This is a genomic window from Streptomyces incarnatus (assembly GCF_001027185.1).
Lineage (GTDB): Bacteria > Actinomycetota > Actinomycetes > Streptomycetales > Streptomycetaceae > Streptomyces > Streptomyces puniciscabiei.
Genome location: NZ_CP011497.1, coordinates 1,814,814 through 1,827,074 on the forward strand (window position 1 = coordinate 1,814,814; position 12,261 = coordinate 1,827,074).

Sequence of the window (12,261 nt, forward strand, 5' to 3'; positions counted from 1 at the left end):
ATGAGCACGACCACGACCGAGGCGCTCTCGGCCACCACGCTGCTGCGGTTCGCCACCGCCGGCTCCGTCGACGACGGCAAGTCCACGCTCGTCGGACGCCTCCTGCACGACTCCAAGTCGGTCCTCGCCGACCAGCTGGAGGCCGTGGAGCGGGCCTCCGCGAGCCGTGGCCAGGAGGGCCCGGACCTCGCGCTGCTCACCGACGGCCTGCGCGCCGAGCGGGAGCAGGGCATCACCATCGATGTCGCCTACCGCTACTTCGCCACGCCCCGGCGCCGGTTCATCCTGGCCGACACGCCCGGGCACGTGCAGTACACCCGCAACATGGTCACCGGCGCCTCCACCGCCGAGCTGACGGTGATCCTGGTGGACGCCCGCAACGGCGTCGTCGAGCAGACCCGCCGGCACGCGGCGATCGCGGCCCTGCTGCGGGTCCCGCACGTGGTCCTCGCGGTCAACAAGATGGACCTGGTCGGCTACGAGGAGTCGGTGTTCGCGGCGATCGCCGAGGAGTTCACGGCGTACGCCACCGAGCTGGGCGTGCCCGAGGTCACCGCGATCCCGATCTCGGCGCTCGCCGGTGACAACGTGGTGGAGCCGTCCGCCACCATGGACTGGTACGGCGGCCCGACCGTCCTGGAACACCTGGAGACCGTTCCCGTCAGCCACGACCTGGCGCACTGCCACGCCCGGCTGCCCGTGCAGTACGTGATCCGGCCGCAGACCGCCGAGCACCCGGACTACCGGGGCTACGCGGGCCAGATCGCGGCGGGCACCTTCCGGGTCGGCGACGAGGTCACCGTCCTGCCGTCCGGGCGGACCACGAAGATCTCCGGCATCGACCTGCTCGGCGAGCCGGTCGAGGTGGCGTGGACGACGCAGTCGGTGACGGTCCTCCTCGAGGACGACATCGACGTCTCACGCGGTGACCTGATCGTGCCGACGAAGGACGCGCCGGCCACCACCCAGGACGTGGAGGCGACCGTCTGCCACGTGGCCGACGCCCCGCTGACCGTCGGTCACCGGGTGCTGCTCAAGCACGGCACCCGCACGGTCAAGGCGATCGTGAAGGACATCCCGTCCCGGCTCACGCTCGACGACCTGTCCCTGCACCCGCACCCGGGACAGCTCGTCGCCAACGACATCGGCCGGGTGAAGATCCGTACCGCCGAGCCGCTGCCGGTCGACTCCTACGCCGACTCGCGCCGCACCGGCTCCTTCATCCTGATCGATCCCAGCGACGGCACCACGCTGACCGCGGGCATGGTGGGCGAGTCCTTCGCCTCCCCCGAGCCGGTCAAGGACGAGTCCGACGACGACGGCTGGGACTTCTGAGCATGAAGACGACCGACGTCTACTCGACGTTCGCGAAGGAGGGCGGCCGCGTCGGCAGCGGCGCCCTCGGCAGCGGGCAGGGCGGGGTGGCGCGATGTGTGCGCTGACGTACGCGCACCGCTCGCGCGCCCTGTCCCCCCACCCGGCGTCGTCCCGGACACGACGAAGACCCTTTGCCGAACTCCCGGCCACGACCTGAGAGACCGTGACCGCCGGGCCAACGAGAGGAAACCCTCCCGTGCCTGCCAACCGCTCGACGTTCCTGCGCCGCGGCATAGCCGCGCTCGCCGCCCTTCCCCTCCTCACGCTCGCCGCCTGCGGTTACGGCTCCGAGTCCAAGAACGACGACAGCGCCAAGGTCGCCGCCGGCGCCAAGAAGATCGACGGGCTCGACTCCGTCAAGATCGGGTACTTCGGCAACCTGACCCACGCCACCGCGCTGGTCGCCAACCAGAAGGGCTACTTCCAGAAGGAGCTGGGCGCCACCAAGGCGGACTACGCCACCTTCAACGCCGGCCCGTCCGAGATCGAGGCCCTCAACTCCGGCTCCATCGACATCGGCTGGATCGGCCCCTCGCCCGCGATCAACGGTTACACCAAGTCGAACGGCAAGAGCCTGAAGATCATCGGCGGTTCGGCCTCCGGCGGTGTGAAGCTGGTCGTCAACCCGAAGAAGATCTCGTCCCTCAAGGACGTCAAGGGCAAGAAGATCGCCACCCCGCAGCTGGGCAACACGCAGGACGTGGCGTTCCTCAACTGGGTGGCCGAGCAGGGCTGGAAGGTCGACGCGCAGAGCGGCAAGGGCGACGTCACGGTCGTCCGCAGTGACAACAAGGTCACCCCGGACGCCTTCAAGGCCGGGTCGATCGACGGCGCCTGGGTGCCGGAGCCGACCGCGTCGAAGCTGGTCGCCGAAGGCGGCAAGGTGCTGCTGGACGAGGCGTCGCTGTGGCCGGACAAGAAGTTCGTGATCACCAACATCATCGTGCGGCAGGCCTTCCTGAAGGAGCACCCGAAGGCGGTCGAGGCGGTGCTGAAGGCCTCGGTCGAGGCCAACAAGTGGATCAACGCCAGCCCTGAGGCGGCGAAGGCGGCGGCGAACAAGCAGCTGGGCATCGACTCCGGCAAGGAGCTGCCGGCGAAGGTCCTCGACCCGGCGTGGAAGTCCATCCGGTTCACCGACGACCCGCTGGCCTCCACCCTCAGCACCGAGGCGGCGCACGCGGTCAAGGCCGGCCTGCTGGACAAGCCGGACCTGAAGGGGATCTACGACCTGACGATCCTCAACAAGCTCCTCAAGGCCGCGGGCGAGAGCCCGGTCGACGCCGCCGGTCTCGGCACCAGCTGACGCCAGTCCCGATGAGTTCCCAGGAGGTGACGACCATGGCCACGACCCTCGCCAAGGCCGCTGAGTCGGTCGAGTACGCCGCACGCCTCGAGCACGTCTCGAAGTCCTTCGCGACACCCGGCGGGCAGCAGCTCGTCCTGGACGACATCAGCCTCGATGTCGCGCCGGGCGAGTTCGTCACCCTCCTGGGGGCCTCGGGCTGCGGCAAGTCCACCCTGCTGAACCTGGTGGCGGGCCTGGACCGGCCCACCGCCGGGTCCATCACCACGGACGGCCGCCCGGCCCTGATGTTCCAGGAGCACGCCCTGTTCCCGTGGCTGACCGCGGGCAAGAACATCGAACTCGCCCTGAAGCTCAGGGGGGTGGCCAAGTCCGAGCGGCGCGGCAAGGCCGAGGAGCTGCTCGAACTCGTCCGGCTGAAGGGCGCGTACGGCAAGCGTGTCCACGAGCTGTCGGGCGGTATGCGGCAGCGGGTGGCGCTGGCCCGCGCGCTGGCGCAGGAGAGCAATCTGCTGCTGATGGACGAGCCGTTCGCGGCGCTGGACGCCATCACCCGGGACGTGCTGCACGACGAGCTGACCCGGATCTGGTCGGAGACCGGGCTGTCCGTGCTGTTCGTGACGCACAACGTGCGCGAGGCGGTGCGGCTCGCGCAGCGTGTCGTGCTGCTCTCCTCCCGCCCGGGCCGGGTGGCCCGCCAGTGGGAGGTCGACATTCCGCAGCCGCGCCGCATCGAGGACGCGCCGGTGGCGGAACTGTCCCTGGAGATCACCGAAGTACTGCGTGGGGAGATCCGCCGCCATGGCCAGCACTGAGACGACGACCTCTCCCGAGACGGGGAGCGTGGAGGCGGGCCTCGACGCGCTGGAGACCGCGCAGCCGGGTCGTACGCCGTTTCGTAAGACCTTCGTCGACAAGGTGGTCCCGCCGATCACCGCGATCGTCGTGGTGCTGGTGGTCTGGCAGGGCCTGATCAGCCTGAAGATCGTCGACGACCCGACCAAGCTGCCCACCCCGGGCGCGGTCTGGCACGCCTTCCGCAACGACTGGCTGCAGGGCAAGCTGCTCGGCTACATCTGGACCAGCGTCTCGCGGGGTCTGCTCGGGTTCTGCTTCGCGCTGCTGATCGGCACCCCGCTGGGCCTGGTGGTGGCGCGGGTGAGGTTCGTGCGCGCGGCCATCGGGCCGATCCTGTCCGGTCTGCAGTCGCTGCCGTCGGTGGCGTGGGTGCCGCCCGCGGTGATCTGGCTGGGCCTGAACAACTCGATGATGTACGCGGTGATCCTGCTCGGTGCCGTGCCGTCCATCGCCAACGGGCTGGTGTCCGGCGTGGACCAGGTGCCGCCGCTGTTCCTGCGGGCGGGCCGCACGATGGGCGCCACGGGCCTGAAGGGCACCTGGCACGTCACCCTGCCGGCCGCCCTGCCCGGGTACGTGGCGGGCATGAAGCAGGGCTGGGCGTTCTCCTGGCGCTCCCTGATGGCCGCGGAGATCATCGCCAACTTCCCCGACCTGGGCACGGGCCTCGGCCAGCTGCTGGAGGACGCCCGCACGGCCAGCGACATGGCCATGGTGTTCGAGGCCATCCTGCTCATCCTGTTCGTCGGCATCGCCATCGACCTGCTGATCTTCAGCCCGCTGGAGCGGTGGGTGCTGCGCAGCCGCGGTCTGCTGGTGAAGGGCTGAGGCGCACCCCATGCAGGATCCGGTTCTCCTCGTCATCGCCCATGGCAGCCGCGACCCGCGGCACGCCCAGGCCGTGCACGCCCTCGTGGAGCGGGTTCGTTCGCTGCGACCGGGGCTGCGCGTGGAGACCGGATTCCTGGACTTCAACGTCCCGTCCGTGCCCGGGGTGCTGGAGAACCTCGCGGCGCAGGGGGTGCGGGACGTCGTCGCCCTGCCGCTGCTGCTGACCCGGGCCTTCCACGCCAAGGCCGACATCCCCGCCGCGCTGCGGGAGGCGCCGGCCCGGCTGCGGATCCGGCAGGCGGACGTGCTGGGCCCGTCGCCGCTGCTGCTGTCGGCGCTGGAACGGCGGCTGTACGAGGCGGGGCTGAGCCCCGCCGACAAGTCCTCGACCGGGGTCGTGCTGGCCTCGGCGGGGTCCTCCGACCCGGAGGCGATCGCAGTGATCGCCGACATCGCGCGGGAGTGGTGGCACACCGGTTGGTGCGCCGTGCGGCCTGCGTTCGCCTCCGCATCCCTTCCGCGCACCGAGGACGCCGTACGGGAACTGCGCGCCCTCGGCTGCGAGCGGGTCGCCGTCGCGCCGTACGTCCTGGCCCCCGGCTTCCTGCCGGACCGCATCGCGCGGGGCGCGGCCGGGGCGGACGTACTGGCGGACGTGCTGGGCCCCGCGCCGGAGGTGGCGCGGGTGCTGCTGGAACGCTACGACGCGGCGCGCCGGCCGGCGCTGACGGCCCTGGGCGCCTGACCGTTCCCCGGCCCTCCCCGGCTCACAGGCCGAGCGCCTGCAGGAGGTGCTGGGTGTAGGTGAGGCTGGCGGTGCCCGCGCCCGCGGTGATGGCGACGTTCTCCAGTGCGGTGCGGATCCGGCCCCGGTTGGGCGGCAGGCCGTCCTCCGCGGACAGCGCCAGCTCCGCCTGGATGACCTCACCGTTCCCGGCGATCCCCGGGTACTCGGCCCGCAGGGCCCCGGTCAGCCGGTCGGCGACGTCCATGAGGGTTTCGAGATCGGGTGTGCCGTTCCTGGGGTCGATACGGGCGAAATAGGCGGGGGTGTGCCCGAAGTCGTAGGTGCTCATGTCCTGTCCTCGCTTGTCGTCCGAAGGAGCCTTCGGGGGTGGGGGGTGGCTACGGCTTCGGCGCGGGCGACCGGGCTCTGGTTGCCGAAGATGAAGGTGCTGAGGCGGCTGACGTTACCGATGGTGCGGAGAGGGACACCGTGCGTGCGGTGCGGTGGATCAGGGTCCGGCCAGCCGCGACACCGCCGATTGGGCTGAAAATCGCCACCCGTCCGGGTGACCGGGGTTCGTTGACCGGGCCGTGGAGGGCACGGGGGACGTTCCGCCGCCGGGTTGTTCCTGCCGCCGCCGTACCGCGGAAGTGCCCGTGGTGGTACGCCCGTCACGCTCATCCGTCCCCTCACCCCTTCCGGTCGCCCCTCCGGCCGTCCGCGCGCCTCACCCTAGGGACAACGGGACGGGTTTGTCGCGGCGTTCGGCGAGCGCTGGCCCAAGGGGACGGGCGCGTGGTAAAGGGCTGCCGCCGGGGTCCGGCGCTCCCCTGCGACGTCGGACCACGGCGGCTCTTGGTCTTCTGCGCCGGCCCCGGCTCGCGTGTCACACGAGCGGCGAATCCGAGGCGCTCCAGGGACGTTTATCGGCCACCCCTCGCTCCTGCTCAGTCGAAGCGGAGGGCGCCGGTGCGGGTGCGCTTGAGTTCGAAGAGGTCGGGGTGGCGGGCCAGCACCCGGAAGCTGTCGAAGAGTTCGGCCGCCTCCTCGCCCCGCGGAATGGCCCGCAGCACCGGACCGAACCACACCGTGCCGTCGAGGTGCAGGGTCGGCGTGCCCACATAGCCGCCCGTCCCGGGCTCGACGCCGGCCTCGTGGCTGCGGCGCACCGCGTCGTCGTACGACGGGTCGTGGGCGGCGGCCGACAGGTCGGCGGGCAGGCCGAGTTCGGCCAGCGACTCGGTGACCACCCGGTCGAAGTCCTCGGTCCGGCCTTCGTGGATCCGGGTGCCGAACGCGGTGTACAGGTCGCGCAGCACCTTGTCGCCGTGCCGTTCGGCGGCGGCCGCGGCGACCCGCACCGGCCCGATCGACCGGTCCACCAGGTCCCGGTACCAGTCGGGGAGTTCGTTGCCCGTGTTGTGCAGGTACAGGCTCATCACCCGGAACCGGAGGTCGAGCGGGCGCAGGCGCTCGACCTCCAGCAGCCAGCGGGAGGTGATCCAGGCGAAGGGGCAGGCGGGGTCGAAGAAGAAGTCGACGCGGGTCGGGGCGGGCTGGGCAGCGGTGTCGCGGTAGGTCATGGCGACGACGCTAGTGCCGCATTGGTTCAGCGTCCCGACCCAATCAACTCTCGATTAAGTGGTCCATTTCCTCGGGGTAGCCACCGCTCCCGGGCCGCCGCACCGGGCCCACCACCGCGATCCGTGTCCGGCGCAGACGTTCCGGTTCCGCCACGACGCCGATCCGGCTGATCCCGGCGCCCGCGCCGAAGGCGAAGGCCGTGCTTGACCTTGCCCCTGGGGCAAGCAGGAGCGTGCGGGGCATGGACGACTTCTCTCTGCGGCAGACGCCGTACAGCGACCCGGGTGATCTCGACGTGGCGGTGCTGCCGCGAGATCCGCGCCGGCTCACCGGGCTGGTGCGCGGGCTGGTGCTGCACCGGCTGGAGGGTGAGCGCTTCGGATGGGCCATTCCCGAGGAACGGCTGCACCATGACGCCGAGTCCCGGTACGTGACGGAGATCCTGCGCATCCTGCGCGAGCGCGGCAGTGGCCCGCTGACCGGGGAACGGCCGTACGGGCAGCGGTTCGTGGGCGTCTGCCGGGACTACGCGCTGCTGCTGTGCTCGCTGCTGCGCGCCACCGGCACCCCGGCCCGCGTCCGGGGCGGGTACGCCGCCTACTTCGTCGCCGGCTTCCACGACGACCACTGGGTGACCGAGTACCAACTGCCCGACGGTTCCTGGCGGCTGGCCGACCCGCAGGTCCACGACGACCGCTACGGCGTGCCGTTCGACCCGCTGGACGTGCCCCGGGACCAGTTCGTCGTCGCCGGGCAGGCGTGGCGGGCCTGCCGGTCCGGGGAGGCGGACCCGGACTCCTTCGGCGTCTGGGGCGTACCGGAGCTGCGGGGTCTGCGGATGGTGGCCCACAGTGTCGTGCTGGACCTGGCCTGTGTGGCCGGCACCGAGACGCTCCCCTGGGACTGCTGGGGGCCATGGGATGCGGAGCGTCCTCTCGGCCCTGACGAGCTCGCGCTGCTGGACGCGGTGGCCGCCGCCGGCTCCGCCGAGGAGCAGCGCCGGCTGCACGCGGACCCGAGGCTCGCCGTACCCCGCGAGATCGTCGCGCGCACGACCTTCCTCGGCCCGCGGACCGTCACGCTCCCGGAGCCGTCAACTCGACCAGCTTGAGCACGGTGTTCCAGTTCCGGCTCGTGGCGATCAGGCCCTTGGTCCGGGGGCTGCGGGACAGCACCTCGGCGAGCCTGGAGCGGCCGAGGCCCTCGGGGGCGTACAGGTACAGGCAGCGGTCGCCGAGGCGGAACTCCTCGGGGAGGTGGGCGGCGGGGTCGATGTCCGCGAAGCGGTCCGGGCTCACCGGTACGGAGAAGTACGTGACGTGCAGCTGCTTGGGCTGCAGATCGGCGGCCGGGAACGGGCAGGCCTCGGCGACCGCCTTCAGATACGCGTGGTCGCGCACGATCACGTCGACCGGGAAACCGAACCGCTCCTCGATCGCCCGGCTCAACTCCGCCGCCAGCGACTCCTCGTCGCCGTGTCCGCTGGTGAACACGGCCTGGCCGCTCTGCAGATGGGTGCGTACGCCGGTGTGGCCGAGGCCGGTCAGCAGGGTACGGAGGTCGGCCATCGGCAGCTTCCTGCTGCCGCCGACGTTGATTCCGCGCAACAGCGCCGCGTAGGTCGTCATCCGGCCAGCGTAGAGCGGCCGTCGTGCCCCGTGGGGGTGGGCACGACGGCCGGGCCCGCGCCAGGCGGGGCTGCGCGAAACTCTCGCCGATGAGCGGGTGGTGGATCAACCTCTACACGCAGCTGTGACTTGTTCAACAAGGTTTCGTAATCACAAACCGCCGCGCCGGCGGCAGAACGGACAGCCCATGTCCGGCGGCCGGCGACCCGCGGCCTACAACCCGCGCGACAGGCTGCGGAACAGGCCGCCGAACCCCGAGACATGCCCCTGAGAAGCGCGGATAGGTGTAAGGGGCCGCGGTCCTCCCCAGTGCGGACCGGTGGGCCGCCGACTTCACCGGGCAGCACGACGAGACGCGTTTATCCGGCTCATACGGTCGTACCGGAGCAAGCGCAGAGGTGGCGGCAGGGGGTCGCCACCGCACACGAGGGGGTAGACCCGCGATGGGGAACAGGGACGTGCCGGTGCGGGGGCTGGCCGCCCGCGCCGGGGGCTGGAGCGCCCGGCACCGCTGGGCGGCCGTGGGCATCTGGGTGCTGTTCGTCGTGCTGGCCATGGGGCTGGGCTCGGCGGCGGGCCGGGTCGACGTAGACGAGAACAACCAGCTCAAGGGCGAGACGCACACCGCCGCCCAGATCATCGACGACGCGGGGATCAAGGAGCCGGCCGGCGAGACCGTCCTGATCCAGGGCAAGGACACGGGGGTCACGGCGACCGGCGCCGAGTTCCGGGCCGCCGTCGCCGACGTGGTGAAGGCCGTCGAGGGCACCGGGAAGGTCACGGCCGTGACCTCGCCGTACGACACGCACACCATCTCCCGGGACGGCCGCAGCGCGCTGGTGCAGTTCGACATGCGCGGGGACGCCAAGACGGCCGTCGACCGGGTCGAGCCGGTGCTGAACGCGGTGGCCGGGGTGCAGAAGGCGCACGGCTCGCTGCGGATCGAGGAGATCGGCGGCGCCAGCATGCAGAAGCAGTACAAGGACGCCTTCGGGGACGACTTCAAGCAGGCCGAGTACTCGGCGGTGCCGGTGGCCCTCGGCATCCTGCTGATCGCCTTCGGGGCGCTGGTGGCGGCGCTGCTGCCGGTGGCCCTCGCGATCACCGCGATCATGGCGACGATGGGTCTGATGGGCCTCGTCAGCCATCTGCAGGCGATGAGCGACACCGCCAACTCCGTGATGCTGCTGGTCGGTATGGCCGTCGGTGTCGACTACTGCCTGTTCTACCTGCGCCGTGAGCGCGAGGAACGCCAGGCCGGGAAGGACCCGGGCACCGCCCTCAGGATCGCCGCCGCCACCAGCGGCCGGGCGGTCATCGTCTCCGGGGTCACGGTGTGCGTGGCGATGGCGGGCATGCTTTTCACCGGGCTCGCCCAGTTCGAGGCGATGGGTCTGGCCTCGCTGATGGTGGTCGCGGTCGCCATGGCCGGGTCGGTGACGGTCCTGCCGGCGCTGCTGTCGCTGCTCGGTGAGCGCGTGGAGAAGGGCCGGATCCCGTTCCTGAGCCGCCGGAACCGCAACCGGAAGCGGGCCGAGGACGAGGGCAGCCGGGTCTGGACCGCCGTCCTGCGCGTGGTGCTGGCCAGGCCGCTGGTCTCCGTGGTCGTGGCGGCCGGCGCGCTGCTGGCGGTGGCCGCGCCCGCGCTCGGTATGAAGACCCAACAGCTGACCCTGGACCAGGAGTTCGGGAAGTCGCTGCCGATCGTGCAGACGTACAACCGGGTCAACGACGCCTTCCCGGGCGGCAGTGAGCCGGCCCAGGTCGTCGTCAAGGCCAAGGACATCAACGCGCCCGAGGTGCGGCAGGCGCTGGCCGACTTCAAGCAGGAGGCGGTCTCCTCGGGTGCCTCCCGCGGCCCGGTCGACATCCGGCTGCACGCGGCACAGAACGTCGCCCTGGTCTCCGTGCCGCTGGTCGGCGGCTCCGACATGGACCGGGCGGTCAAGAGCCTGGACAAGCTGCGCGACGAGGTGCGGCCCGCCACGCTCGGCAAGGTGTCCGGCGTGCAGGCGCCGATCACCGGACAGGTGGCCGGCAACCACGACTTCAACGACCAGCTGCTCGGTTCCGTCGTCCCGGTCTTCGCGTTCGTGATCGTCTTCGCCTTCCTGCTGATGCTGCTGTCGTTCCGCTCGCTGACCGTGGCGATCACCTCGATCGTGCTCAACCTGCTGTCGGTGGGCGCCGCGTACGGCATCCTCGTCGCGGTCTTCCAGCACGGCTGGGGTGCCTCGCTGGTGGGCGCGGAGGGGGTCGGCGCGATCGTGACCTGGCTGCCGCTGTTCCTGTTCGTGATCCTGTTCGGGCTGTCGATGGACTACCACGTGTTCGTGGTGTCCCGGATCCGTGAGGCCCGCATGAACGGCCGTACGACGAAGGACGCGATCCGGCACGGCGTGGTCACCACGGCCGGTGTCGTCACCAGCGCCGCGGTCATCATGGTCGCCGTGTTCGCGATCTTCGGCACGCTGTCGATGCAGTCCATGAAGCAGATGGGCGTGGGCCTGGCCGCGGCGGTCCTCATCGACGCGACGGTCATCCGCGGTGTGCTGCTGCCGGCCGTGATGGCCCTGCTCGGCGAGCGCAACTGGTACCTGCCGACGTGGCTGCGCCGCCTTCCCGACCTCACCCATGACGAGGCCCCGCTGGCGGCCGCGGTGCGGCCGGGGCGCGAGGAGAGTGAGCGCCTGCCGGTCTGAGCGGGTCCGCGTCGGTGCCCACGCGGCGGAGTGGTGGGGAGCGTGCGCGAGTGCGGGGGCGTGCGGGCTGGTCGGCACACGCGGCGGAGCCGCATGGCGACCCAGCCCCGCGCCCCTTCGGGGCGCTGCCGTACCGCCCTGCACGCCCGCACCGCCCGGCAGTTCGGCCTCGACCAGGTCCGCCCGCCGTGTGCCTCCCTCCTTCGCCGTCTCCGCCCGATGTCCTTCAGGCGGCGCGCCGCCTCCGGGTCGTCCGCCAGGGCGGGCCTGGTCCCCACCGCCATGGGACCGCGCACACGGCCCGACCTGTGGGAATGCGAGACTGGCCGGACAGACGGCACGGGACGGCAGCGGGGCGCGGAGGCACGATGGACGAGGCACGGGCACGGGACGTACTGGCCACGGCGGGAGTGCTGCCGGGCCGGGCCCGCGACGCGGCTCTCCTCGCCCTCGGCGAGAACGCGGTGTTCGCCGCCGGTGACCTGGTGGTGAAGGTCGGCCGCGACGCCGAGCTGCTGCAGCGGGCCCGGCACGAGCTGGACGTCGCCGGCTGGCTGGCCGAGGCGGGCGTGCCGGCGGTACGGGCGGCGGAGCCGGAACCGCGGCTGGTCGAGGGCCACCCGGTGACCGTGTGGCACCGGCTGCCCGATCCGGTACGCCCCGCCGAGCCGCGGGATCTCGCGCGGCTGCTGCGGATGGTGCACGCACTTCCCTCTCCTCCCTTCGCCTTGCCGCCCCGCGACCTGCTGGGCGGGGTGGAGCGCTGGCTGCGGCTCGCGGGCGATGCGATCGACCCCGGGGACGCGGCCTACCTCCGCGCGCGCCGGGACGGGTTCGCGGCGGCCGCGGCCGCGCTGACGCCCCGTCTGACGCCGGGCCCGATCCACGGCGACGCGCTGCCCCGCAATGTGCACATCGGTCCTGACGGGCCGGTCCTGGTCGACCTGGAGACCTTCTCCGCCGACCTGCGTGAGCACGACCTGGTGGTCATGGCCCTCGCCCGCGACCGGTACGGGCTGCCCGCCGAGGCGTACGACTCCTTCACCGAGGCGTACGGGTGGGACGTGCGGGAGTGGGAGGGCTGTGCGGTGCTGCGGGGCGCCCGGGAGACGGCCGGCTGCGCCTGGGTGGCCCAGCACGCGCCGGGCAACCCGAAGGCCTTGGCCGAGTTCCGGCGCAGGGTCGCGTCGCTGCGGGACGGGGACGAGACCGTCCGTTGGCACGCGTTCTGACCGTGCTCCGGTGTTC

General features: G+C 71.8%; 11 protein-coding genes. 8 read left to right on the forward strand and 3 right to left on the reverse strand.

Annotation, left to right across the window (positions count from 1 at the left end; translation table 11 throughout):
- From ABB07_RS08045 to ABB07_RS08070, 5 genes are all read left to right on the forward strand, one after another.
- Complete coding sequence (locus ABB07_RS08045) at window positions 1–1,335, forward strand: sulfate adenylyltransferase subunit 1 (RefSeq protein WP_208898069.1); 1,335 nt, start codon at window positions 1–3, stop codon at window positions 1,333–1,335.
- 238 nt (window positions 1,336–1,573) lie between these two features.
- A complete protein-coding gene (locus ABB07_RS08055) occupies window positions 1,574–2,683 on the forward strand; it encodes an aliphatic sulfonate ABC transporter substrate-binding protein (protein WP_208898070.1) in 1,110 nt (369 codons plus the stop codon).
- Window positions 2,684–2,694: 11 nt separating this feature from the next.
- Window positions 2,695–3,498 carry an ABC transporter ATP-binding protein gene (locus tag ABB07_RS08060; protein ID WP_208898071.1) on the forward strand — a complete coding sequence of 268 codons (804 nt, stop codon included), beginning with the start codon at window positions 2,695–2,697 and terminating at the stop codon, window positions 3,496–3,498.
- A complete protein-coding gene (locus ABB07_RS08065) occupies window positions 3,485–4,369 on the forward strand; it encodes an ABC transporter permease (protein WP_208898072.1) in 885 nt (294 codons plus the stop codon). Before ABB07_RS08060 ends, ABB07_RS08065 begins: the two co-directional genes overlap by 14 nt.
- Window positions 4,370–4,379: 10 nt before the next feature.
- Window positions 4,380–5,117: a sirohydrochlorin chelatase gene (locus ABB07_RS08070; protein WP_208898073.1), complete on the forward strand. Its 738-nt coding sequence runs from the start codon at window positions 4,380–4,382 to the stop codon at window positions 5,115–5,117.
- Window positions 5,118–5,139: 22 nt separating this feature from the next.
- On the opposite strand, the gene ABB07_RS08075 is transcribed toward ABB07_RS08070, so the two are convergent.
- On the reverse strand, window positions 5,140–5,448 hold the full coding sequence (locus ABB07_RS08075) for a hypothetical protein (protein WP_208898074.1): 309 nt from the start codon (window positions 5,446–5,448) through the stop codon (window positions 5,140–5,142).
- A 598-nt stretch (window positions 5,449–6,046) separates the two neighbouring features.
- Window positions 6,047–6,682, reverse strand: coding sequence for a mycothiol-dependent nitroreductase Rv2466c family protein (locus ABB07_RS08080; RefSeq protein ID WP_208898075.1), 636 nt, complete (start codon window positions 6,680–6,682; stop codon window positions 6,047–6,049).
- Between the two features lie 242 nt (window positions 6,683–6,924).
- Between ABB07_RS08080 and ABB07_RS08085 the strand changes: the two genes are divergently transcribed.
- Entirely contained in the window at window positions 6,925–7,794 is an 870-nt protein-coding gene (locus ABB07_RS08085) for a transglutaminase-like domain-containing protein (RefSeq protein ID WP_208898076.1), read from the forward strand.
- Here ABB07_RS08085 and ABB07_RS08090 read toward each other — a convergent pair.
- Entirely contained in the window at window positions 7,760–8,311 is a 552-nt protein-coding gene (locus tag ABB07_RS08090; protein WP_208898077.1) for a DUF1697 domain-containing protein, read from the reverse strand. The two genes, ABB07_RS08085 and ABB07_RS08090, sit on opposite strands and share 35 nt — an antisense overlap.
- A gap of 443 nt (window positions 8,312–8,754) precedes the next feature.
- Between ABB07_RS08090 and ABB07_RS08095 the strand changes: the two genes are divergently transcribed.
- Window positions 8,755–11,013 carry an MMPL family transporter gene (locus ABB07_RS08095; protein WP_208898078.1) on the forward strand — a complete coding sequence of 753 codons (2,259 nt, stop codon included), beginning with the start codon at window positions 8,755–8,757 and terminating at the stop codon, window positions 11,011–11,013.
- A 368-nt stretch (window positions 11,014–11,381) separates the two neighbouring features.
- Complete coding sequence (locus ABB07_RS08100) at window positions 11,382–12,245, forward strand: phosphotransferase enzyme family protein (RefSeq protein WP_208898079.1); 864 nt, start codon at window positions 11,382–11,384, stop codon at window positions 12,243–12,245.
- Window positions 12,246–12,261: the final 16 nt, after the last annotated feature.

Bases quoted from the DNA above. Each gene is read 5' to 3' on its own strand.
- ABB07_RS08080 (WP_208898075.1), bottom strand. From the start codon at position 6,682: ATGACCTACCGCGACACCGCTGCCCAGCCCGCCCCGACCCGCGTCGAC.
- ABB07_RS08045 (WP_208898069.1), top strand. From the start codon at position 1: ATGAGCACGACCACGACCGAGGCGCTCTCGGCCACCACGCTGCTGCGG.
- ABB07_RS08100 (WP_208898079.1), top strand. From the start codon at position 11,382: ATGGACGAGGCACGGGCACGGGACGTACTGGCCACGGCGGGAGTGCTG.
- ABB07_RS08090 (WP_208898077.1), bottom strand. From the start codon at position 8,311: ATGACGACCTACGCGGCGCTGTTGCGCGGAATCAACGTCGGCGGCAGC.
- ABB07_RS08065 (WP_208898072.1), top strand. From the start codon at position 3,485: ATGGCCAGCACTGAGACGACGACCTCTCCCGAGACGGGGAGCGTGGAG.
- ABB07_RS08085 (WP_208898076.1), top strand. From the start codon at position 6,925: ATGGACGACTTCTCTCTGCGGCAGACGCCGTACAGCGACCCGGGTGAT.
- ABB07_RS08060 (WP_208898071.1), top strand. From the start codon at position 2,695: ATGAGTTCCCAGGAGGTGACGACCATGGCCACGACCCTCGCCAAGGCC.
- ABB07_RS08075 (WP_208898074.1), bottom strand. From the start codon at position 5,448: ATGAGCACCTACGACTTCGGGCACACCCCCGCCTATTTCGCCCGTATC.
- ABB07_RS08095 (WP_208898078.1), top strand. From the start codon at position 8,755: ATGGGGAACAGGGACGTGCCGGTGCGGGGGCTGGCCGCCCGCGCCGGG.
- ABB07_RS08070 (WP_208898073.1), top strand. From the start codon at position 4,380: ATGCAGGATCCGGTTCTCCTCGTCATCGCCCATGGCAGCCGCGACCCG.